Here is a 21,365-nt window from a genome sequence, read left to right on the forward strand (position 1 = left end):
GGCGTCGAAACTGCGAGTGGCACCATGCTTAAAGTCGATCACGCCAGCGTTTTCTTCGCAGCCCGCGATGGGCGGACCGTTCACGCGCTCGACCGCGTTTCCTTCGATATTCCCGAACGTGGTTTCGTCGTCGCGCTCGGCGCCTCGGGATGCGGCAAATCAACTCTTCTCAACGCGATTGCCGGCTTCCTTCCGCTTTCCGATGGCCGGATCACGCTCGACGGCCGCGCGGTCGAACGGCCAGGTGCCGATCGCGGCGTCGTCTTTCAGAAAGATGCGCTGCTGCCCTGGAAATCGGTGGCCGACAACGTCGCCCTCGGCCTAAAATTCGCCGGCATAAATCGGAAGGAGCGCCGAACGCGCGCCCTCGAGCTGCTCCGGCTCGTCGGCCTCGACGAATTCGCCGGCGCCTTTCCCTACGAGCTGTCGGGCGGCATGCGCCAGCGGGTCGGCATCGCCCGAGCTCTCGCGACAAATCCCGACATCCTGCTGATGGACGAACCGTTCGGCGCGCTTGACAGCCTGACACGCGAGCAGATGCAGGAACTGCTGGTTTCCATTTGGGATAAAACGGCAAAGAAGGTTTTCTTCATCACCCACTCGATCGAAGAGGCCTTGTTCCTGGGCACGCAGGTCCTGGTCATGTCGCCTCGGCCAGGGCGCGTCGTGGCGCGCTTCGATCTCGATTTCATCCGCCGCTTCGCCGAAACCGGCGATGCAAGATCGATCAAGGCGTCGCCGCAATTTGCCGAGCTGCGCGAGGAAATCCGCGCCATTCTGCACAGCACCGAAGACCTCAGGAGCGCCGCATGAGCGATATCGTCCAGGCTCCGCCGATTGCGGCTGATGTAGAAGACCGCCAGGTCAAGCTGGTGAAAATGGCAAGCTTCGGCGCCGGTGAGAAATCGACTGTGGCCGTCAGCATTGCCGCCGCCCTGGCGATACTGCTGCTGTGGTGGCTTGTGTCCACGCTCGGTGTCGTACCACACCTGTTCCTGCCGCGTCCGGATGAGGTGCTGACGCAGATCGGCGTCATCTATCGCGACGGTTATGCCGGCGCGTCGCTGTCCGAACATGTCTTTGCAAGCCTGTTCCGCATCGTGGTCGCAGCCCTCGTCGCCATCTCCGTCGGCATTCCGCTCGGATTGCTCATGGGCCTGAACCGCTGGGCGAAAGGTGTGCTCGACGCGCCGATCGAGTTCTACTGGCCGCTTCCGCCCCTCTCCTACCTGCCGCTGATGATCATCTGGCTCGGCATTGGCGAAACGTCGAAGATCACGCTGCTCGTGCTTGCGATGTTCGCACCGATCTGCCTCTCGGCCCAGGCGGGCGTTCGGTCACTGCCGATCGAGCGGGTCAATGCCGCCCGTTCGCTGGGCGCGAGCCGGCTGCAGCTTTTCATCGATATCGTCTTTCCCTCCGCCCTGCCCGAGATCCTTACGGGCATCCGCATTGCGCTTGGCGTCGGCTGGGGCACGCTGGTCGCCGCCGAACTGATCGCGTCTACGCGCGGGATCGGTTTCATGATCATGTCGGCGTCGCAGTTCCTGGCGACCGACGTCGTCTTCGTCGGCATCGGCATCATCGCGATCTGCGCCTTCACCTTCTCGGCCGCCCTCCGCTTTCTGGAGGCATTCCTCCTGCCCTGGAAAGGCAAGCTCTGAGGAGGATCAATGCACCGTAAATCTGGCCGCATCGGCCTGACGCCGCTGCAGGCTGCGGATCAGCACCGCCGCCTCCCTGACGATCGCCGCAAATGTCGGATCGTCGGCCTCCGCGATCGTGCCCGTCATGTCGCCGATAATCGTCGTTAAATGGATGATCGAATGGCGATGTTGCGCCTCTTCCGGCCCAATTTCGGCATCGGCCATGGTGAGCAGCGTCTGCACCAAACGCTCCATGGTTTGCCGGCGCCTACTTTTAGGGTCGCTATTCGGATCTTCGCTGAGGCGCAGGAGATCATCGACAATGTCCGACATTCCGCCTCCATTCACATCGCAAAAGCCGGCCGCGCGGAAACGATGCGCGCCGTCAAGGCATCCAGCAGCCGATAGCCGTTACGCCAGCGGCCAAAACCACTGGCGATATTGATGTGCCCGGCAAGGCCGATATTCCTGGTTTCGGCCTTCCACAGCCGGCCGAAAAGGGTCAGCCGATCGACCGTCATGTAGGCGTCGTTCATGCTGCCGACGACGATGCTCGGAAACGGCAGCGGCGCCGTCGGCATGCCGTCGAAGGCGATATGCCCCGGATGCAGAATTTCCGTGACCGGCAGATCGCATGGCGCAACGAGCAATGCCCCTTTCACGCGCCGGGCAGCGCTTCGCCCGGCCAGCCTTGCGGCGAGCAGGCATCCAAGACTATGGGCAACCAGATATGCCTCACCGGCCTCTTCAAGCGCGCCTTCCAGCCGCGGCAGCCAGTTGTCGAGGTCCGGATGATCCCAGTCATCCTGGACGACGCAACAACTGCCCGGCTGATCCTGTAGCCAGTGCTGTTGCCAATGCCCCTCTCCCGAGCCGAAAAGTCCTGGAAGAATAAGAACGTCGCTCATCAGATCAACCCGATCACCAGGGCGAACAGGAAGGTGAAGGAACTGACGACCGTGCGGATCCCTGCCGCATGCCTGAACTGCGAGATGACGCTGCCCGTTGCTCTTCCCTTATCGGGCCGACGGAAGCCGGTCTCAATGACGATTGCCATTACACCACCCTCCTCAATACCAAAGTCCGGGCATCGCGCCCCAATAGTGAAGCTCGTATTCGTGCGCCGACCGGTCCCGCTCTTCGTCCCGGGAGAATGCGTTTACGGGCTCCCGCGCCTTAGGCTCGGGGAGGCGGCCGATCGTGCGCCTCAGCCAGAAATGGAAATCAAGTTTCATGCGAACCTCCTGTCTGGAACCATCTTCCGCGGTTAGGAAATCAGCGAATGACGTCGCGCATTGGCGAGCAGATCGCGAAGCGATGCTGTTGGTCCGTAGAGCATCAGCAGGCGATTCTCTTCACGTTTGGCGAGGCGATATCGCCGAGCAAATTCGAATACGCTCCAGATTTGCTCGCTTGCCCCCGGTCTTTCCGTATCGTTCATCGTGGCCTCCCGAGATCGAACCATGGGAACGATCCCTATTGGGCGGCCGCTATTACCGGTCTTGCTTCAGGAAAGAAGGCTGCCAATTCGCCGATGACTTCGCTGATGCGGCTCGAAAGCGCTTCTGATGAGACCGCGTAATCCGCGAAATCGCGATCGGACGCATAAACAGCCGTCGGCAGCGTATGGGACATGAAAAAACCGAACAGCGGCCGAAGTTGATGCTCGACCATCAATGCATGTCGGTCGCCGCCACCCGTCGCCGTGATGATGATCGGCTTGCCCCGAAGTTCCTGCGGGTCGATCAGATCGATCAGGTGTTTGAACAGACCGGGATAGGAACCCTTGTAGGTCGGCGAGCCGATAATCAAAGCATCGGCCTTGACGATCTCGTCGACGACACGCCTGGCTTGCTCGTCGAGGTCCTTGCGCCACAAGGCGCGGCCGAGCGACGGACCAAGATCGTGCAGATCATAGGTCTTGCTCGCAAAGCCGTATCGGAGGCTCGCGCGGTCGGCGACATGCCGAACAAGTGCCAGTGTCTTCGACGGACGGTTGAAGCTGCCGGCGATGCCGACGAGTTTGAAACCTGACATGGTTTTTCCTCTCTATGGTTGCTTCAAATATTGTCTATAAAATTACTGGATTAAAGGAATGGGCGTCTCTCGTTCGGCGCTCGGTTGAAAAAACATTCGTCTTGATGATCCAACCTAAGGCCTGTCGCCGCGAAGATGACGTTCGAGGAAAGGCAAATTGTCCTGCCCCCAGTAAATCTCGCGATGATAGACATAGGTGGGAAAGCCGAAGACGCCGCTGTCGCGCGCATGCACGCGGTCTGCCGACCATTTATTCTGGACATCGTCGTCGGCTTGCCGCCGGAGAAGCGCTGCGCCATCGAAACCCGCTGCGGCAACGATCGCCTCGCGCACATCGGGCTTGCCGATATCTCTCGCCTCGCTCCAGAAGGCATGCTGCAAGGCCCTGGTAACGCCGATCCAATCTTGCCCGTCGAGATAGGCGGCAATCACGAAGAGGGAGGCCGGCGTCGGATCGCTGAGCTCCGGGCGATGTTCGAGCCGCAAATCCTTGCCGCGCACGCGCGCCCAGCGTTTGAGGTCCCGCGTCCAGTAGGCGCGCCGGATCTCCGGACGGTTGCGTGAGAAGATGCCACCATTTTCCTCGACCACCGTCGTCAGATAGGGCGTGATGACGACGTCGTTCTCTGCGGCAAGTTCGGTGAAGGCGTCGAAGCCGATGTAGGACCAGGGGGACCCAATCGAAAAGAAGTATTCTATCGTTCTGGCCACTGATGGCGTTCCTCGTAGATGATCGTTCTGGCGTCGAATAGGGCATCGGCTCGATGGCCTTCAGGAAGCGGCCTGAATTTCCGGCTGCGCTTTCCATCCGAGTTCCGATGCGATTGTTGTCACGAAGTCGTGGAGGATCTGGCGATATTCCTCGTGCTCGAACTCGTAAGGAAGCTCCAGCCGCAACTCGCCGACGTCAGGCAGGATCGGATCGGCGAAAAGCTGCTCCAATATCTCGTCCGACGTGCCGATGACATCGCGGGCGAACAAGGTCCGCCGTTCGCCCTGGGGCGAAAGCGTCCGTTCATGGCGGCCCTCGGCATAATCCCGGTAGCGGCGGCGCGTGACCGCGTCGGCATTGTCGAAAGGCACGATGACGCGGCGAGCGCGACGCGCCGCGCGGTTCCGGCGGCGCGATGGGTTTTGATCAATCTGGATTGAGCGACGAAGAAATCATCCGTCCCCTCACCCGTTATCACGTTGCCGGTCAACAGGTTGAAGCCGTTGCGGCCGGCCCACTCGGCCGAGCGTTGCGACCCGCCGCCATACCAGATCCGGTCAATCAGGCCCTTGGCATAGGGCTGCAGGCGCGGCCGCTGCTGCCCGAAAGGCGTTTTGATGAAAGTCTGCTCGTCGCCGAGATAAGTGCCGCGCAGATTGTCGGCAAAGCGCAGCACGCGATCATGCGAGAAATCGTAGCCCGTCCAGTCACCGTCGAACACGAGCGGGGCAATCAGGTCGGCATGCAGCGGCCGGCCGGCGCTGACGCCGATATTCAGCCGGCCGCGCGACAGAATATCGACGGTGGCGAGATCTTCGGCCAGCCGGTAGGGGCTTTCATAGCCGATCGGAATGACCGCGGTTCCGAGTTCGATCCGGCTGGTTCGCTGGGTCGCCGCCGCCAGGAAGGCGCTGGCGGAAGAGATGCCCGGCTCAAGATGCCGCTGGCGGACCCAGGCACTGTCGAAGCCCAACTCCTCGCCATATTGCAGTTGCTGGAGCGTCTGCTCCAATCCCGACAACGGATCGTCGGCGATATAGTTGCCGGGAGTGAGGAAGCCTATATGGCTGATGGATATATTGCCGGGGCTCATGTCGTCCCTTCCACAGGTGCTATCCGATATCAATATTTTGGAAGGCCGGGCGGGTTGGTCTCGGATGCCGGCAGGGCTTCCTCGGAGAGATGCCAGTGGTCGAGGATTTTGGCGTAGGTGCCGTTGTTGATCAGGCCATTGGTGGCAACGGTCAGCGCATCGGCGAGCCCGCTTCCCTTGCGGGTGGTGATCGCGACGTCGGAACGATCAGGCCATCCGGCGCTCAGCGTGCCGACGCGCTTGATGTTCTTGTCGCGCGCGGCGATGAAGACGAGCTGGGCGTGCGGCTGGACGATGACATCGGCCCGGCCGGAACGCAGTGCGAGAAGGCTTGCCGCCTCGTCGTCGTAATATTGCAGTTCGATCGGCTTCAGCCCCGCGGTGACATCCTCGTCGCTCCATTTCAGTAGAATGCGCTCCTGGTTGGTGCCGGCACCGACGATGATCCTGAGGCCCGCCGCATCCCTGGGTTCCTTGATTGAGATGACCGGGTTGTCGGATTTCACGAAAAAACCGTGCAGTCCCTGGCGGTAGGTGGAGAAATCGAACTTCTCCTTGCGCTGCTCGGTGACCCCGACATTGGAGATGACGGCATCATACTTGCCCGAGGTGAGGCCGAGCGGCCAGTCGATCCAGGCGACGGGCACGATTTCCAGCGTCAGGCCAAGGCTGTCGGCGATGGCATAGGCATAGTCGGGATCTGCCCCAACTACGGTTTTGGCGTCGGTGGCATAGGTGCCAAGCGGAGCACCGCCGGGGCTGACGGCGATGGTGAACTTGCCTGGCGTGACGAACTTGAAGTGCTTCGGGATCGCGGTGATCGCCGCCTCGTTCCTGGCGGCATGCAGCCTGCCCGGCTGTTGCGGGCTGAGGTCGAAATCGTCGGCTGAATGGGCCGCCCCGAAGCCGGCCAAGGCAGACGTCAGCGCCGCAAGCAGCAAGGCGCGGATTGTCGAAAAAATCGTCACGTTCGATATCTCTCCGTTTGCATTGAGAAGCAGCGGCGGACCGGCGTTTGAACGCCAGCCCGTCGGGCAATGTCAGGAGCCGCTCTTCGGCAGGCCGGGAGGATTGGTCTTTGCTTGGTCGATCGCCTCGGGGCCAAGATTCCAGGTATCGAGGATCTTCTTGTAGGCTCCGCTGGCGATCAGGTCGTTGACAACATCGGTCAAGGGAGCCGCCAGACCGCTGCCTTTGCGCGTCGTGACCGCAATCTCGGCAGTGATCGGCCAACCGCCGCTGACGGTGCCGACGAGCTTGGTCTTGCCATTGATGCCCGCCGAGTAGGCCTGCGTCGCGTTGACGCTGAAGACCGCGTCGGCTCTGCCGGACTGGACGGCGAGATCCTTGACCGCGTCGTCGTCATAATATTGCACCTCGATCGGCTTTAGGCCGGCCGCGACGTTCTCGCGGTCCCATTCCAGCAGGATCTTCTCCTGGTTGGTTCCGGCATCGGTGATGACCTTCAGGCCGGCAATATCCTTCGGCTGCTTGAGCGCCGCAATCGGGCTGTCGGCCTTGACGTAGAAGCCAAGCTCGTCCTTGCGGTAGGTCGAAAAGTCGAATTTCTGCTTGCGCTCTTCCGTGACGGTCACGTTCGAGATCACCGCGTCGAACTTGCCCGACGTCAGTCCCAGCGGCCAGTCGGCCCAGGCAACGGAAACCAGTTCCAGCTTCAGGCCGAGGCTGTCGGCGATGGCCTGCGCTAGATCGACGTCATAGCCGATGACCGTCTTGGAATCGGAGGCATAATCATGCAGCGGCAGATTGCCGCTCGAGCTGATGCCGACGGTAAAGGCGCCGTTTTCGACGAACTTGAAGCCCTTGACTTCGTCAACGCGCTTCTCGTTCTTCTCGACCCGCAGCCGGTTCGGCTGCTCGGGGCTGAGATCGAACTTCTGCTGCGCCTGAGCCGAACCGAAACCGAGTGCGGCGATGGTGACGGCCCCTGCTATGAGAAGCCTTGTTCTATCTGCAAATGCCATGTCCCGTCTCCATTTTCATTTTTAAGTTGTGGTTGTTGTCAGTCGGCCGGTGCAGCCCGTCGGGGCCCGGCATTTCGCCAGCGCTGTCGGGCGCTAGAGAACCTTGGCGAGGAATTCGCGCGTGCGGGGATGTTCCGCTTTGTTGAAGATGCGCGCCGGCGGGCCGGCCTCCAGAATGTGGCCACTGTCCATGAAGACGACGGTGTCGGCGACTTCGCGGGCAAAGCCAACCTCATGGGTGACGATGACGAGCGTCGTGCCGGTACGGGCAAGCTCCTTGATGACATCGAGCACTTCGCCGACGAGCTCGGGATCGAGCGCCGAGGTCGGCTCGTCGAAGAGCAGCACCTTAGGGCGGAGCGCCAGTGCGCGGGCGATCGCCACACGCTGCTGCTGGCCGCCGGAGAGCTGGCGTGGATAGGCGTCGATCTTGTTGCTGAGCCCGATGCGCGCGAGCAGCTCCTGCGCCAGCTGCACCGCTTCCTCGCGGCCGATGCCGCGAACCTGGATCGGTGCCTCGATGAGGTTTTCGAGCACGGTCAGATGTGGGAAGAGATTGAAGTTCTGGAAGACCATGCCGATATCGGCGCGGCGTTTGAGAATTTCGTTTTCCTTGAGTTCGTAGAGCGTATCGCCCTTTCTGCTGTAGCCGACGAAATCGCCATCGACGGAGATGAAGCCCTCATCGACACGCTCCAGATGATTGATGGCACGCAAAAGCGTCGACTTGCCGGAGCCGGACGGGCCAAGGATGGCGGTCACGCTGCCGGCAGGCAGGCTGAGCTCGATGTCATCGAGCACCTTCAGCGAACCGAAGCTCTTCGAGATACCGTGGATGCGCACCGCGCCGCCCGCGGCCCGCAGGGCCGCCGCATCCTGAAAGCCGATCTTGCGCACGGTGTCGATCGCCGTATCGAGGACAGGCAGCGGACGCCGGAAGCGCGCGAAAAATGCCTGAAAGGGAAGCGGCGTCGGATTGCGCACGGCGCCTTTGGAAAAATAGCGTTCGATATAGTGCTGGGCAACCGACAGCACCGTCATGATGATCAGATACCAGACGGTCGCGACCATCAGCAGCGGAATGACTTCGAGATTGCGGCGGTAGATCACCTGGACCGTGTAGAAGAGTTCCGGCAGCGCCAGCACGTAGACCATGGATGTGCTCTTCGCCAATCCGATGAGCTCGTTGAAGCCTGTCGGCAGGATGGAGCGCATGGCCTGCGGCAGTACGATGCGGAAGGCCTGGCGGCGGTGCGGCAGGCCGAGTGCGGCTGCAGCCTCCAATTGCCCATGATCCACCGAAAGAATGCCGCCGCGCACGATCTCGGCGAAGAAGGCCGACTGGTTGAGCGTGAGGCCGAGGAAGGCAGCGGCAAAGGGCGTCAGCAGTTGCACCGTCGGATAGTCGATGAAGACCGTATCGGTGAAAGGGATGCCGATCTTGATCGTCTCGTAGAGGTAGCCAAGATTGTTCAGTATCAGCAGCAGCACGATGACGGGGATCGAGCGCAGTAGCCAGATATAGCCCCATGAGAGACCGGAAAGCAGCGGCGACCTGGAAACGCGGGCAAGCGCCAGAGCCGTTCCGAGAATGGAACCGGATATGGCGGCAAGCGCGGTCAAAAGCAGTGTCCTGCCGAGGCCGACGAGCACCGGTTCGGCAAAGAACCATTCGGCAAAGACGCCCCAACCCCAGCGTGGATTGGTGAAGGTGGAATAAAGCACGGCGATGATGACGAAGGCGGCGAAGATCGTGCCCACGAGCTGGCCGGGATGGCGCGCCGGTACGATGCGGTAACGGGAGTGATCCTGCTTCGGTTCTGCCGTCCTGCTGCCGGGGTCGATGCCCACGAAATCCGTCGTCAGTGCCATTGTGCTTCCCTTTTATGATTGTCGGTCTTTGCCGCTTTCAGTGATTTGCGCTGGCGACGCGCAGGCGTGGCTCGGCCGCTTCGTTTTCGGGAGCCGGCTGAGCGAGATGGGTGATGTCCTTCTCGAAGGGCAGGCTCTTGTAGATCTCGGGATCGACAGCAGTGTCGAAGAGAGCGGTGTAGCCATAGGTCAGATAGAGGCCGACTGCCTCGGGCTGGCGAAAGCCGGTCGTAAGATAGATGCGGGCATAGCCCTGGCGGGCGGCCTGGGCCTCCAGTTCCACCAGCACCTTGCGGGCAAGGCCCTGGCGGCGCAGATCGGAGCGCGTCCAGATGCGTTTGAACTCGGCCGTGCGCTCGTCATACTGCTTGAAGGCGCCGCCGCCGATGGTTTGACCATTCCGCATCAACAGGAGGAAGTTGCCGTGCGGCGGCGCAAAGGCTTCGGAGGGATAGCGATTGAGCTCGGCCGCTGCACCTTCGGCATTGAAATAGGTGCCGTAGCGGCTGTCATATTCGTGGATCAACTCATCGATCAGCGGCTTGGCGCGGGGGTCGAGAGGGCTCGTATAGAGAAACGTATCGCTCATATCGTTCATCACCCGTTGTCATCAGTGAGGAAGGCCTCAACGAGCCGCACCCAGTAGCGGGCGGCAGGCGCAATGACCGAGTCGTTGAAATCATAGTGGGCGCTGTGGAGGGGAGCGCTGTCGCCATTGCCGACGAACAGGTAGCTGCCGGGATTGGCCTTCAGCATGAAGGCGAAATCCTCACTCGCGGTTCTCGGCCGGAAATCCTTCTCGATCGCCGCCAGACCGAGTGCGTCCTGTGCGACATCACGGGCAAATGCCGTTTCCTTGGCGTGATTGACCAACGCCGGAAAGCCGAGGCGATAATTCACGTCCGCTTCGGCGCCGAAGCTTTCGGCCTGGGCGCGGGCAAGGGCTGGAATACGCTCCTGCAGCAATTGGCGAACCGTCTCGCTGAAGGCCCGCATGGTGAGCTTCATCTCCACGCTCTCAGGGATGACGTTCGAGGCGGAGCCGGCATGGATCGAGCCGACGGTGGCAACCGCCATGTCCTGCGGATCGACATTGCGCGAGACCACGCTTTGCAGGGCGGTGATGAAGGAGGCGGACGCCAGCACCGGATCGACGGCGCGGTGCGGTTCCGCGCCATGGCCGCCCTTGCCGACAATCTTGATCACCGCCTGATCGACCGAAGCCATGGCAGGACCGGTGACGAAGCCGAATTGCCCCGTCGGCACACCCGGCCAGTTATGCAGCCCGAAGACCGCATCGACAGGAAACCGTTCGAACATGCCTTCCGAGATCATCTTGCGTGCGCCGGCGCCGATTTCCTCGGCGGGCTGGAAGATCAGCCTGAGCGTGCCGCTGAGATTACCGCTCTCTGAGAGATAACGGGCGGCCGCCAGCAGGATCGAGGTATGCCCGTCATGGCCGCAGGCATGCATGACGCCGGGATTGCTGCTGGCATAGGCAAGACCGGTTGCCTCCTCGATCGGCAGCGCGTCCATGTCGGCGCGAATGCCGATCCGCTTCCTGCCGTCGCCGCGCCTGAGGGTGGCGACGATGCCGGTGCCGGCAATGCCCGTCGCCACCTCGTAGCCCCAGGAGGAAAGGCGGGATGCCACGAGCTTGCTGGTCCTGAGTTCCTGGAACGCAAGCTCCGGATACTGGTGCAGATCGTGGCGAAGCGCGATGATCTCGTCGAGATAGGCGGCGATGCCCTTTTCGACCGGATCGTTGCTGCGCGGGTTCCGAGCGATGATGTCCATGACGGTTCGTCAGCGCCTCAGGCGCCGACGGCCTTTCCGCGCTCGAGGCGGTCCGCACCGGCCGCATACCGGCTTTCGCGGAAGGGCAGACCCAAATGGTCGCGCAGCGTCTCGCCTTTCAGGACCGGATCGAAATAACCGCGCTCCGTGAGGATCGGCAGGACGTATTCGGCAAAGTCGGCGAAACCCTCGGCGATGACGGGAAAACCGAGAATAAAGCCGTCGGCAGCGCCATGGTCCACCCAGCGGATGATCTCGTCGGCGATATGCTCCGCGGTACCGATGAAGGCGGTGCGCGGCGTCGCGGAATCAAGCGCGACCTGGCGGAGCGTCAGGCCCTTATCGCGCGCCGTCCTCTTGATGCGGTCGGTGGTAGCGCGGAAATTGTTTCTGCCGATATCGCCAAGTTCGGGGAACGGCTCGTCCAGCGGATAGACGGCGAAATCATGATGATCAAAGAAGCGGCCGAGATAGAGCAGCGCCTCCTCGATAGTGACGAGGTTGCGGATCGCTTGGTACTTGGCTTCCGCTTCCTCGGCCGTCTTCCCGACGATCGGGCCGATGCCGGGATAGATGCCGACCTCCGCCGCCGGGCGGCCATGCGCAATCACGCTGTCCTTGAGCTGGCGGTAGAAGGCCTGCGCCTCCTCGATAGGCCCGCCATTGGTGAAAACGGCATCGGCATGTTTGCCGGCGAGCCTGATGCCGGAATCCGAAGCGCCCGCTTGGAAGACGACCGGTTGACCCTGCTTCGAACGGCCGATGTTGAGCGGCCCCTCGACGCGGAAGAAGCGGCCCTTATGGTCGAGGCGATGCATCTTGGTCTTGTCGACAAAGACGCCGGTCTCGCGGTTGCGGACGAAGGCGTCGTCGTCCCAGGAATCCCACAGACCCTTGATCGCATCGATATAGTCCTCGGCGATCTCGTAGCGCAGTTCATGTTCGGGATGTTCGCGGCTGTAGTTGCGCCCCGAGCCCTCGAGCGGCGAGGTCACCGCGTTCCACCCTGCCCGGCCGCCACTGATGAGGTCGATCGAAGCGAACTGCCGGGCGATGGTGAAGGGATCGCTGTAGGAGGTCGAGACCGTGCCGACGAGACCGATTTTCGAGGTCGATGCCGCCAGCGCCGAGAGAATGGCGATCGGCTCGAAGCGGTTGAGGAAATGCGGAATCGACTGCTCGTTGATATAGAGCCCGTCGGCGACGAAGGCGAAAGCGATGCCGGCCGCCTCCGCGCTACGCGCCGTCGTGACGAAGAAGTCGAAATTGACACTGGCATCCGCCGGCCCGCTTGGATGCTTCCAGGCATTCATGTGACCGCCGGGACCCTGCAGCATGATGCCGAACGTGACGTGTTTCTGAGCCATGGGATCGATCTCCTTGAAAACGGTCAGGCGACGAGGGAAAGCCGCTCCTCGGCGAGCAGCTCGATGGAGGCCAGGCGCTCGGCGGTTGAAAGCGCCGGCGTATCGAGCACGAATTCGTTGACGCCGTAGCGGCGGTGAAACTCGTCCAATTCCTTGCGGATCTGCGTTGCGGTGCCGTGCAGCACACTCGGCACCTTCTCCTCGATGCGGTAATCGGTGACGCCGGCCTGGCGGGCAAATTCAGCCGCCTGCTCCTCGCTGCCGACATTGACGGTCTGGCCGTTCGGCAGAAACACCTTGACGATGCGCAGATTGCCGACGCGCTCGCGGGCATAATCCTCGCTTTCGGCGGCAAAGGCTGCGAGCGCCAGGATCGGCCGCTTGCCGCCGGATGCCTGCTCATAGGCCTCAAAGGTCCTGCGCAGATTGTCGGGATCGCCGTTCAGGTGACCGGCAAAAACCAGTTCCCAGCCCTTCTCGGCAGCAAGTTTGGCGCTGTCGACGCTGGCGCCGAGCAGGAAACGTTCGGGAGCGGTGGGCGGGAAAGGGGTCGCCTGCGCACCCTCGTAATTCGGGTCGGCTGCGAGATAGGTGTTAAGATCGGAAAGCTGGCTGGCAAAATCCGGTTTGCTTGCCGGATCGACGCCAAGCTGCAGCGCGCGTGTCGAAAGCGGAAAGCCGCCCGGCGCCTTGCCGACACCGAGATCGACGCGGCCGGGTGCAAGCGATGCCAGAAGATTGAAGGTCTCGGCAACCTTGTAGGCGCTGTAATGCTGCAGCATGACGCCGCCCGAGCCGATACGGATTTTCGAGGTCCTGGCGAGAAGGTAGGCGATCAGCGCTTCCGGCGCCGAGCTCGCCAGATTGGACATGTTATGATGCTCGGCCACCCAGAAACGGTGATAACCGAGTTCCTCGGCTCGGGCAGCAATCTTGACCGTCGTCCGCAACGCATCCGCAGCGGTGAAACCCTGTTCGATCGGACTTTTGTCGAGAAGACTGAGGAGATAGGTCATGACATCACGAGCCGATCGCTGGTTGCAAAGTATAATCTATAAAATCAGTAGACAAACTTCGTTATAAGAAATGACATTCTCTTTCGCAGAGGTTTCGTGAAAAAAGCGGCCGCGCCTGAGATGGAAATCGGAGCCTCTCCAGGCCAGGCCTGGGGCGTTCGATATTCTGGGCCAAAGGGCGTTACCGCAGGACGCTGTCGGCGCATGTCAAGCCGATCAGCTACCTCAAAGCGCATGCGCCCGGGAATATCCGGTCACTCAAGGACAAGCTGCAGCTGATCGCCATCACGCTTCAGTCGGTCAATACGAAAACCCACGAGGCACCGGCGCCCCTGAAGGTGCCGGCGCCTATCAACCGGCAAGTCGAGGCAGGCAATTCATCCCGCTGCCAAGTCCTTCGCGACGCCGCGAACGTCTGGCAGACAGCCAATCTTGATGTGGGCGGGTCCTCACGAACCGGGGAGTAAAGATCACTCAGCCGCTTTTCAACTGCGCCATTGCAAGCAGCGTGTCAGAGCTTATCGTCGCTGAGCCGGTGAGGATCGAAAGTGCTGTCGACGTGGTGCCGGTGCCGTTGGCGACATCATACATGGCGGTGAAGCGTTTGATCAGATCGTCGACTTTGTCAGGATCCGCCAGATCCTTGATGTCGATGAAATTGTTGACCATCTCGGCTTGCTTGTCGACGTCCATGTTGGAGACATAACTGGACAGGTTGAAGGTCGTGGTAAAAAACTCGAAGAGCGCGCTGTCACCCAGAATGTCATAGGCGCTCGAAATCTCCGGCGCCTTGCGCTGGAAATAGAGCGCGAGGCGCACGCCGGTGTTGCTATCGCCCTGATCGTCCTCAAGCGTCAGCCTGACATAGGAGTCGATGGTGTCGAGCACATCGCCGCGCTGCTGCACCGTCCCGGTGGGATCGGTGGAAATATTGCCGTCCTGGTCGAAATTGAACGAGCCGACGAGTTCGGCGAAACGATTGTCGTCCAGCTTGTTGACATAACTATCTTCGTCGTCGAGATCGGAAGAAAACATCTTCTCCAATTCGTCCGACGTGACATCGTCAGGGTCGAGCCCCTTGGCCTCGAGCGCCAGGGAAACCAGGCGATCGTCGGCCAGAAATTCGCTCGCCGTGGTGATCGTCGCCATCTGCTCGCGAAAATAGCTGATCTCGTCATCCGCCGCATCGGTCGCCTCGGTCAGTTCGTTCCCTTCGAGGTAGCGGATCTTGTTCTGCTTGTAATAGGCGGCATAGTCGTCGACGACGGATTCCGACATGGCCTGCAAGGGAACGGTGACGTCGCCGTCGCTGTCGAAGTTGAAGGCTTTGCGAAAGGCGACGAACCGGTCATCGTTCAGGCTGTTGACATAGCTTTTGGCGTCCGTTGGATCGCTTTCGAGTATCTTCCGGACCTCGCTTCTCGAAACCTCGGTGGAATCGATGCCATAGGCGCGCAACGCCATTTCCCACATTTCCGGGAGATCGTCGTTGTCGTCATCGTCGTCATCGGCATTCGATACGAGGAAATCATCGATCGAGGTAACGCTGGCGATGCGCGTCGTATAGTTGTCGGTGGCGTCTTCCGTGCTGGTATTGGCGACCAGCACCTGGTAATTTTCATCGAAGGCTGCCGTGGTCGTGGCGGTCTGTTCCGACGTCTGGGCGGTGTCGCCATCGGCAAGCGCGCCGTCTTCATCGAAATTGAAGGCGTCGTGCAAATTGGACAGGCCGATCGCGTCGGCGATGTCGGCGCTTTTCAGCGCCGCGGAAATGAAAGTGTCGGATTCGTCGTCGGTCAGCCCGTAGGCGATCCTGAGATAGCCGACCAGCTTATCGTCGCTCATCAACTGATCGACGGAGGTGACGTTTCCAATTTCTGCAGCGAAATAGGTGTCATAGGCCTCTCCGGTGTCCGAAGACGCAGTGGTCGACGAGGCCACCGCATACCCACTCGTCATCAGCGAGATCTGATCTTCCGACATCACGTCGCCGTCGGTCGAGCCGTCCTCGTTGAAGTTGAAGGCTTTTGCCAGGCTGACATAGACGTCGTCGCCGAGCTGGTTGACGAAACTGTCGGGATCGTCGAGATCGCTCGTCAAAACCTCCTTCAAGAAGCTGCTTGAGGTATAGTCGGTGCTGAGACCGAAGGCCGTCAGCGCATAGTTCTTCAGCCTCGAACTCGACAGGAAATCATCGACGGAGGTGATCGACGAGATATTCTCTTCGAAATAATCCGTCTCATCCGCGATGTCGTCCGCCTCGGTGTCGAAGGACGTCTCATAAGCATCGAGCAGATTGTCCCGCTGCACGTCCGATTGCGCCGTCTTCGTCTCGCCGGAAAATTTGAAGGCGGCTGCAAACTCGGCATAGCGGCTGTCACTCAAGCTGTTGGCGAAGCTCGATGAATCGCTGAGGTCGCTTTCCAGCACCTTCTTCATGAAGGCCTTGGCATAGGTCATGTCGTCGAGCCCGTAGGCCTTCATGGCATAGGAATAGAGCTTGTAATCACCCATGAAGTCATCGACCGTCGTGACCTTGCCGATGTTTTCCTTGTAATAGGCGCTGTCGCGGGCAACCGTGGCCTGGGATGCGACGTTCGAAAGACTGGCGCCGAGATTTCGAGCGACCGAGAGGTAGCTTACATAAGTGGAAACCAACGTTTGTCCCTCTAACCTCTGGTTTTTACGCGTTTCCGAACGCAAAATCGCTCTGCGGCTTTTGCTGGATTTGCGCTAAAGCGCGTCGCATCAAACTTGATTCATGCGACGCGCTTTAGTCCTCTGTTTTTATGCATGTCGTTATCCCGGAACCGCTGCACACTTCCGGGCGACATGCTTTAAGCACGGCGGCGCCGCGCGAAAGCCTGCCGGCAATCACGGGGGAACTTTTCATCTCTGCGGGAATGTCGGCGCCGATCATGGCGAAGCACAGCCACGTCCATGTGGCCGAATCAATTTAATAGAACTCCATAGTTCTATAATTCATCTGATGCGGAATTGGAAGTTGAAAAATGCGATGCGCTTCAGGCGGCGCCGACGCCAGCGGCAAAGATGGCGATGCAACGGCGAAGATGGGCAAGCAGCCTCGCCCGATCGGGCCACGCCTGGGCCCGCCCTTCCGGCGGGCCCATACCGCCGAAGATCATGTCCATCAGCATGCGGGCGCCGCTTGCCGGGTCGTCGAGCGCCAACCTGCCTTCGGCCCGGCGATCGTTCAACCAGTCGGCAAGGTGTTGGCGGCTGGCAAGCATGCCTTCATGCTGCAGAATGTCGACAAGCTCAGGAAACTGAGCCGCCTCGCGAAAGACGAGCTGCAGGAAACCGGCACGATCCGCGTCCTTCTCCTCATCCATGTCGATCATGAAGATACGTTCGAGGCTCTCGGCGATCGAGAGATCTTCCGCGGGCCTGGGCAGATCGAGCATCATGCGCCGATGCGCGCCGACGACGGCGGCAAACAGCTCTTCCTTGCTCTGGAACAGTTTGTAGAGCGTCTGTTTCGAAACGCCTGCCTCCGTGGCGACGACCGCGGTCGTGCTTCCGGCATAGCCGCATTTTACAAAAACACGGCGAGCGATTTCGACGATATGTGCCCGCTTGTCCTCATCGCTGGAGACTTTCGGCCGGCCTCGCTTGCGCGGCTCATCTGCGGGCTCGTCGACACCATCCATGACGATCTAGACCGCCTTACCGAAGCGCATGCCGACGAGCCTGAAAAGCGGACTGCGATTTCTGAGGGATGATTTTTTCGGTTGTGGCATTAGCAATTTCGATTTAGAGAACTCATAAGTTCTGTAATGCGTTGCATCCCCACCCTCTAGCGATGGAGCGCTTATGACGACCATTTCGGCCGCAACATCAATTTCTTCCTATTCCTATAGCAAGAGCTCGACATCCGCATCCCAGGACATCCTATCCTGTAATACGGTTTCGGCAAAAAAATCAACCACAAGCCAGCAGTCCGACGAAGACACGACCAACAGTGCCGAGAAACTCATGGCCCAGTTGATGTCGCTGGCGATGAACGGCCTCACCGGTCAGTCCGGCTCCAGCCAAGAGCAGGGCGGCGGCGCCGGCATGGACGTTGCGCAGTTGGACAGCGATGGCGACGGCTATGTGAGCAAGGCCGAGTTCGTCGCAGCCCGGCCGTCCGACGTGACAGAGGATCAGGCCGGTACGCTGTTCGACAGCTTCGACAGCGAAGATTCCGGCTCGCTATCGGTCGATGCGCTCACTGAGGACATGTCCGCCCTGCAATCGCAACGTCCCGACGGACCGCCACCGCCGCCGCCGGCCGACGACGATCAGTCTGCATCCCTGATCTCCGATCTCGATACCGATGGTGACGGGCTGGTGAGCAAGGCGGAGTTCGTCGCAGGCCGGCCGTCCGATGTGACGGAAGATCAGGCCGGCACGCTTTTCGATAGCTTCGACAGCGAAAGCGCCGGGTCCCTATCGGTCGATGCGCTGACCGAGGCCATGTCCTCTCAGTCATCGCAACGTCCCGACGGACCGCCGCCACCGCCGCCCGCCGACAATGACCAGTCTGCATCCCTGCTCTCAGATCTCGATACGAATGGAGACGGACTCGTGACATTGGACGAATTCATGGCCGGTAGGCCGGACGACGTCACCGAAAGCCAGGCGAGCCAGCTCTTTGATCTGCTCGACACATCCGGCACCGGTTCATTGTCCACTGCCACGGGCTGACGACCGCCTAGTTGTTTAGACCAGGATGATTTTAGGCCCGGTCGGCCTAAATTCTGAATCCTGTTCTAAATTAGAGAGTTAGCGCATGATGTCATAAGAAAACCGCTCACACTTTTCGGCATCATGCTCTAGCAGGAACGCCGCCATAGCCGTCAGCCGAACAAATGGTGCGCCGCAATAGGCGCACGACACCAGCGCACGGATGAGCCGAAGCGCCTATCGCCATCACGGGGTCAGTCCAGACAATCAGATCATCGACCGGTGTGGGCTTTGCCCGGCGCCAGCGATGTCGTGCGCCCGCAATCCGGGATCTGGAAGCCTGTCGTCACATGGCATGTTCCCCAACCTTTAAGGATTGAGCCATGAGCATTTTTGGAAGTATGAAAACCGCCGTCTCAGGCATGAGCGCCCAGGCAAACCGGCTGAGCACGGTTTCCGACAATATCGCCAACGCAAACACGGTCGGCTACAAAGCCGTTTCCACCTCCTTCTCGTCGCTGGTCCTGCCGTCGTCCTCAGGCAATTACAATTCCGGCGGCGTCCAGACATCCGTGCGCCAGGCGATTTCCGAACAGGGCGACATCTCCTATACGACCTCGGATTACGACCTGGCGATATCAGGAGACGGGTTCTTCATCGTGCAAAGCCCCGACGGCACGCCGGTTCTTACCCGGGCCGGCGACTTCTCGGTCGATAGCGACGGCAATCTGGTCAACAGCGCCGGTTTCACCCTTATGGGGTATTCTTATGATTCCGGCGTGCCGGCGGTTGTCGTCAACGGTTTCGACGGCCTGGTGCCGGTTAACGTCGCCCAATCGGGCTTGAGCGCGATCGCTTCGACCAGCGCCTATTTCAGCGGCAACCTGAATTCCGAGGCAATTGTCGTCACGGATGCGACGACGCTGCCGAGCGCCAATTCCTCTGGTGTCACCGACGATACGCAGAAGATGTCGCTGGTTGCCTATGACAGCCTCGGCGGCACCGTCCAGTACGACTACTATTTCACCAAGACGGGTGTCACGACGGATTCAGCCGGCGCGATCACTGGAAGCACCTGGGAAGTCTCGGTTTACCGCAATGCCGATGCAGCGACCGGCGGCACGACGTCCTTCCCCTACTCCTCCAGTGCGGTGAGCGTCGCGACGCTCTCCTTCGACGCCGACGGCCAGCTGACGTCTGCGACCGACACGGATATCGTCGATCCGGTCACGGCAAAGACGATCACCATGGATTATTCGGACTTCACCCAGCTTGCCTCCGACTTCTCGGCGACGGGCTCTGCCGATGGTCAGGCAGCCAGTGCCGTCAGCTCGGTGTCCATAGGGACGGACGGCGTGGTATCGGTCTCCTATGCGAATGGCGCGACGAAGGCGCTCTATCAGATCCCGCTTGCGACGGTCGCCAGCCCCGACAATCTGACGCTGCTCAGCGGCAACGTCTACAGCGCCAACGGATTGTCCGGCGTCACGGTCACCGGCTTTCCGCAGACGAACGGGCTCGGCTCCATCCAGTCCGGCGCCCTCGAGAGTTCGAACGTCGATCTCGCCGGCGAACTGACGGAAATGATCGAGGCGCAGCGCAGCTATACCGCCAATTCGAAGGTGTTTCAGACCGGCTCCGACATCATGGATGTCCTCGTCAACCTGAAACGATAAAGGGAGCGCCTAGATGTCGCTTACCTCCGCCTTGAACAGCGTCCAAAGTATTTTCAACAATACCGGCCAGCAAAGCAGCGTCGTCTCGACCAACATCGCCAATGTCGGAAATTCCGACTATGTCAGACGCGAGGCGTCGATAACGACGTCTCTGTCCGGCGCTCAGGTCGTCAGCATCAGCCGGGCGCAGGAAACCGCGCTGCTGGCCCAGTATCTGCAATCGAACGCCAAGGACAGCGCCCAGCAGACGCTTGTGACCGGCCTCGAAAGCCTGAAGTCGCTGACGGGCGGCAATGACTACGAGACCTCGCCGAGCACTTATCTCTCGGCATTTCAGCAGGCGCTGCAGACATTCGCTACATCGCCGAGCAGCACGACCGCCGCGCAATCGGCTGTCACCGCCGCGCAGGATCTGGCCAATTCGCTGAATACCGCAAGCGACGGCGTCCAGTCGATCAGAGCCGATGCCGATGCGGAGATCGCCACGCAGGTCTCATCGCTGAATACGCTATTGTCGCAGTTCGAAACCGCCAACAATGCGGTCAAGGGGGCGACAGCGACGGGCGCCGATACGTCCTCGGCTCTCGACGAGCGTGAAAAGCTTCTGAAGCAGATCTCCTCGATCGTCGGTGTGACCACCGCCGTCCGCGACAATAACGACATGGCGCTCTACACCTCTGACGGCACCGTGCTGTTCGAGACCATACCGCGCACCGTCACATACGTGCCCACGACAACCTACGTCGCCGGAACGGAGGGCAATTCCGTCTATATAGACGGCGTTGCGCTCGACGCCGGCGAGGGATCGACGACAAGTGCCTCGGGCAGCCTGCAGGCGCTGCTGCAGCTTCGCGACGAAATCGCCCCGACATTCCAGGCTCAGCTCGACGAGATCGCCAAGTCCCTCGTCCAGGCCTTCTCGGAAACCGACGGCAGCACCAGCGCACCCGCACTTTTCGTCTGGACGACGGCGGCCGGAGCAACTGGAGGAACACCCTCGGATTCCGACGATATCACCGGCATCGCGTCCTCGATCTCGGTCAATCTTGCCGTCGTTACCAGCGAGGGCGGGGATGCAACGAAGCTGCGCGACGGAACGATCAGCGGCATCACCGATCTCAACAGCTCGGGCGACAGCGGCTTCTCGGACAATCTCGACGCCCTGTATACGGCGTTGACGGAACAGCGCTCGTTCTCCTCCGACGCCGGTCTTTCCACATCGCAAAGCCTGATGGACTATGCCAGTTCCTCGATCGGCTGGCTCGAACAATACCGCAGCGATGCGACGGCGGCCTCCGAAAACACATCTGCGGCGCTATCGCGCTCCGACGAGGCCTATTCCAACGAGGCCGGCGTCAACCTCGACGAGGAGCTGACGCTCCTCCTCGATATCGAACAATCCTACAAAGCGGCGACAAAGATCCTGAACGTCATCGACGAGATGTTCCAGTCGCTCCTCGATATAGCGAGCTAGT

Annotated in this window: 21 protein-coding genes and 2 pseudogenes; 6 read left to right on the plus strand and 17 right to left on the minus strand. The window is 60.6% G+C overall.

All coding sequences use genetic code 11. The annotated features are described in order from the left end of the window. Nucleotides 1-24 precede the first annotated feature (24 nt). Both HJB89_RS06085 and HJB89_RS06090 read left to right on the plus strand, forming a co-directional pair. A complete protein-coding gene (locus HJB89_RS06085) occupies nucleotides 25-813 on the plus strand; it encodes a taurine ABC transporter ATP-binding protein (protein WP_207584838.1) in 789 nt (262 codons plus the stop codon). Continuing rightward, nucleotides 810-1,664 (plus strand): ABC transporter permease subunit, encoded by an 855-nt coding sequence (locus tag HJB89_RS06090; RefSeq protein ID WP_221115010.1) that lies wholly within the window; start codon nucleotides 810-812, stop codon nucleotides 1,662-1,664. Before HJB89_RS06085 ends, HJB89_RS06090 begins: the two co-directional genes overlap by 4 nt. Nucleotides 1,665-1,670: 6 nt before the next feature. On the opposite strand, the gene HJB89_RS06095 is transcribed toward HJB89_RS06090, so the two are convergent. The 15 genes and pseudogenes from HJB89_RS06095 to HJB89_RS06165 all read right to left on the minus strand — a co-directional run bounded on the left by HJB89_RS06095 (nucleotide 1,671) and on the right by HJB89_RS06165 (nucleotide 13,525). Further along, nucleotides 1,671-1,979 (minus strand): hypothetical protein, encoded by a 309-nt coding sequence (locus HJB89_RS06095; protein ID WP_207584836.1) that lies wholly within the window; start codon nucleotides 1,977-1,979, stop codon nucleotides 1,671-1,673. A gap of 11 nt (nucleotides 1,980-1,990) precedes the next feature. Continuing rightward, the gene (locus HJB89_RS06100; protein ID WP_207584835.1) at nucleotides 1,991-2,554 is read right to left on the minus strand and encodes an alpha/beta hydrolase; all 564 of its coding nucleotides are present in this window, start codon (nucleotides 2,552-2,554) and stop codon (nucleotides 1,991-1,993) included. Continuing rightward, nucleotides 2,554-2,703, minus strand: a complete 150-nt coding sequence (locus tag HJB89_RS06105) for a hypothetical protein (RefSeq protein WP_207584834.1) — start codon at nucleotides 2,701-2,703, stop codon at nucleotides 2,554-2,556. The genes HJB89_RS06100 and HJB89_RS06105 overlap by 1 nt, the downstream gene beginning before the upstream one ends. A 13-nt stretch (nucleotides 2,704-2,716) precedes the next feature. Then, nucleotides 2,717-2,881 (minus strand): hypothetical protein, encoded by a 165-nt coding sequence (locus tag HJB89_RS06110; RefSeq protein ID WP_207584833.1) that lies wholly within the window; start codon nucleotides 2,879-2,881, stop codon nucleotides 2,717-2,719. 32 nt (nucleotides 2,882-2,913) lie between these two features. Next, on the minus strand, nucleotides 2,914-3,111 hold the full coding sequence (locus HJB89_RS06115; RefSeq protein WP_207584832.1) for a hypothetical protein: 198 nt from the start codon (nucleotides 3,109-3,111) through the stop codon (nucleotides 2,914-2,916). Between the two features lie 11 nt (nucleotides 3,112-3,122). Beyond that, nucleotides 3,123-3,683: an FMN reductase gene (gene msuE / locus HJB89_RS06120; RefSeq protein WP_221115011.1), complete on the minus strand. Its 561-nt coding sequence runs from the start codon at nucleotides 3,681-3,683 to the stop codon at nucleotides 3,123-3,125. A 114-nt stretch (nucleotides 3,684-3,797) separates the two neighbouring features. Next, nucleotides 3,798-4,394: a 2-hydroxychromene-2-carboxylate isomerase gene (locus tag HJB89_RS06125; protein WP_207584830.1), complete on the minus strand. Its 597-nt coding sequence runs from the start codon at nucleotides 4,392-4,394 to the stop codon at nucleotides 3,798-3,800. A 60-nt stretch (nucleotides 4,395-4,454) separates the two neighbouring features. Beyond that, nucleotides 4,455-5,488, minus strand: a pseudogene (locus HJB89_RS06130) (LLM class flavin-dependent oxidoreductase). 29 nt (nucleotides 5,489-5,517) lie between these two features. After that, nucleotides 5,518-6,456 carry an ABC transporter substrate-binding protein gene (locus HJB89_RS06135; RefSeq protein WP_221139463.1) on the minus strand — a complete coding sequence of 313 codons (939 nt, stop codon included), beginning with the start codon at nucleotides 6,454-6,456 and terminating at the stop codon, nucleotides 5,518-5,520. 72 nt (nucleotides 6,457-6,528) lie between these two features. Then, nucleotides 6,529-7,473 carry an ABC transporter substrate-binding protein gene (locus tag HJB89_RS06140; RefSeq protein ID WP_221149241.1) on the minus strand — a complete coding sequence of 315 codons (945 nt, stop codon included), beginning with the start codon at nucleotides 7,471-7,473 and terminating at the stop codon, nucleotides 6,529-6,531. A 93-nt stretch (nucleotides 7,474-7,566) separates the two neighbouring features. Further along, complete coding sequence (locus tag HJB89_RS33570; protein ID WP_221115014.1) at nucleotides 7,567-9,345, minus strand: amino acid ABC transporter permease/ATP-binding protein; 1,779 nt, start codon at nucleotides 9,343-9,345, stop codon at nucleotides 7,567-7,569. 37 nt (nucleotides 9,346-9,382) lie between these two features. After that, entirely contained in the window at nucleotides 9,383-9,934 is a 552-nt protein-coding gene (locus tag HJB89_RS06150) for a GNAT family N-acetyltransferase (protein ID WP_207584826.1), read from the minus strand. Between the two features lie 8 nt (nucleotides 9,935-9,942). Further along, nucleotides 9,943-11,142, minus strand: a complete 1,200-nt coding sequence (locus HJB89_RS06155) for a M20 aminoacylase family protein (protein WP_221115016.1) — start codon at nucleotides 11,140-11,142, stop codon at nucleotides 9,943-9,945. 17 nt (nucleotides 11,143-11,159) lie between these two features. Continuing rightward, nucleotides 11,160-12,509 carry an LLM class flavin-dependent oxidoreductase gene (locus HJB89_RS06160; protein ID WP_221115017.1) on the minus strand — a complete coding sequence of 450 codons (1,350 nt, stop codon included), beginning with the start codon at nucleotides 12,507-12,509 and terminating at the stop codon, nucleotides 11,160-11,162. 23 nt (nucleotides 12,510-12,532) lie between these two features. Next, nucleotides 12,533-13,525 carry an LLM class flavin-dependent oxidoreductase gene (locus HJB89_RS06165; protein ID WP_207584823.1) on the minus strand — a complete coding sequence of 331 codons (993 nt, stop codon included), beginning with the start codon at nucleotides 13,523-13,525 and terminating at the stop codon, nucleotides 12,533-12,535. Nucleotides 13,526-13,686: 161 nt separating this feature from the next. Between HJB89_RS06165 and HJB89_RS33700 the strand changes: the two are divergent. Next, nucleotides 13,687-13,961 (plus strand): annotated as a pseudogene (locus HJB89_RS33700) (prevent-host-death protein). A gap of 38 nt (nucleotides 13,962-13,999) precedes the next feature. On the opposite strand, the gene HJB89_RS06170 reads toward HJB89_RS33700, so the two are convergent. Next, nucleotides 14,000-16,183, minus strand: coding sequence for a DUF1217 domain-containing protein (locus HJB89_RS06170; RefSeq protein WP_221149243.1), 2,184 nt, complete (start codon nucleotides 16,181-16,183; stop codon nucleotides 14,000-14,002). A gap of 365 nt (nucleotides 16,184-16,548) precedes the next feature. Continuing rightward, nucleotides 16,549-17,196, minus strand: coding sequence for a TetR/AcrR family transcriptional regulator (locus tag HJB89_RS06175; protein WP_207584821.1), 648 nt, complete (start codon nucleotides 17,194-17,196; stop codon nucleotides 16,549-16,551). A 163-nt stretch (nucleotides 17,197-17,359) separates the two neighbouring features. Between HJB89_RS06175 and HJB89_RS06180 the strand changes: the two genes are divergently transcribed. The 3 genes from HJB89_RS06180 (at nucleotide 17,360) to flgK (ending at nucleotide 21,364) form a co-directional block, all read left to right on the plus strand. Beyond that, a complete protein-coding gene (locus HJB89_RS06180; RefSeq protein ID WP_221115018.1) occupies nucleotides 17,360-18,235 on the plus strand; it encodes an EF-hand domain-containing protein in 876 nt (291 codons plus the stop codon). Between the two features lie 362 nt (nucleotides 18,236-18,597). Next, nucleotides 18,598-19,890, plus strand: coding sequence for a flagellar hook protein FlgE (locus tag HJB89_RS06185; protein WP_221149245.1), 1,293 nt, complete (start codon nucleotides 18,598-18,600; stop codon nucleotides 19,888-19,890). 13 nt (nucleotides 19,891-19,903) lie between these two features. Then, a complete protein-coding gene (flgK, locus tag HJB89_RS06190) occupies nucleotides 19,904-21,364 on the plus strand; it encodes a flagellar hook-associated protein FlgK (protein WP_221131407.1) in 1,461 nt (486 codons plus the stop codon). The last annotated feature ends 1 nt before the right edge of the window (nucleotide 21,365 follow it).

This window comes from Rhizobium sp. NZLR8 (assembly GCF_019685025.1).
Taxonomy (GTDB): domain Bacteria; phylum Pseudomonadota; class Alphaproteobacteria; order Rhizobiales; family Rhizobiaceae; genus Rhizobium.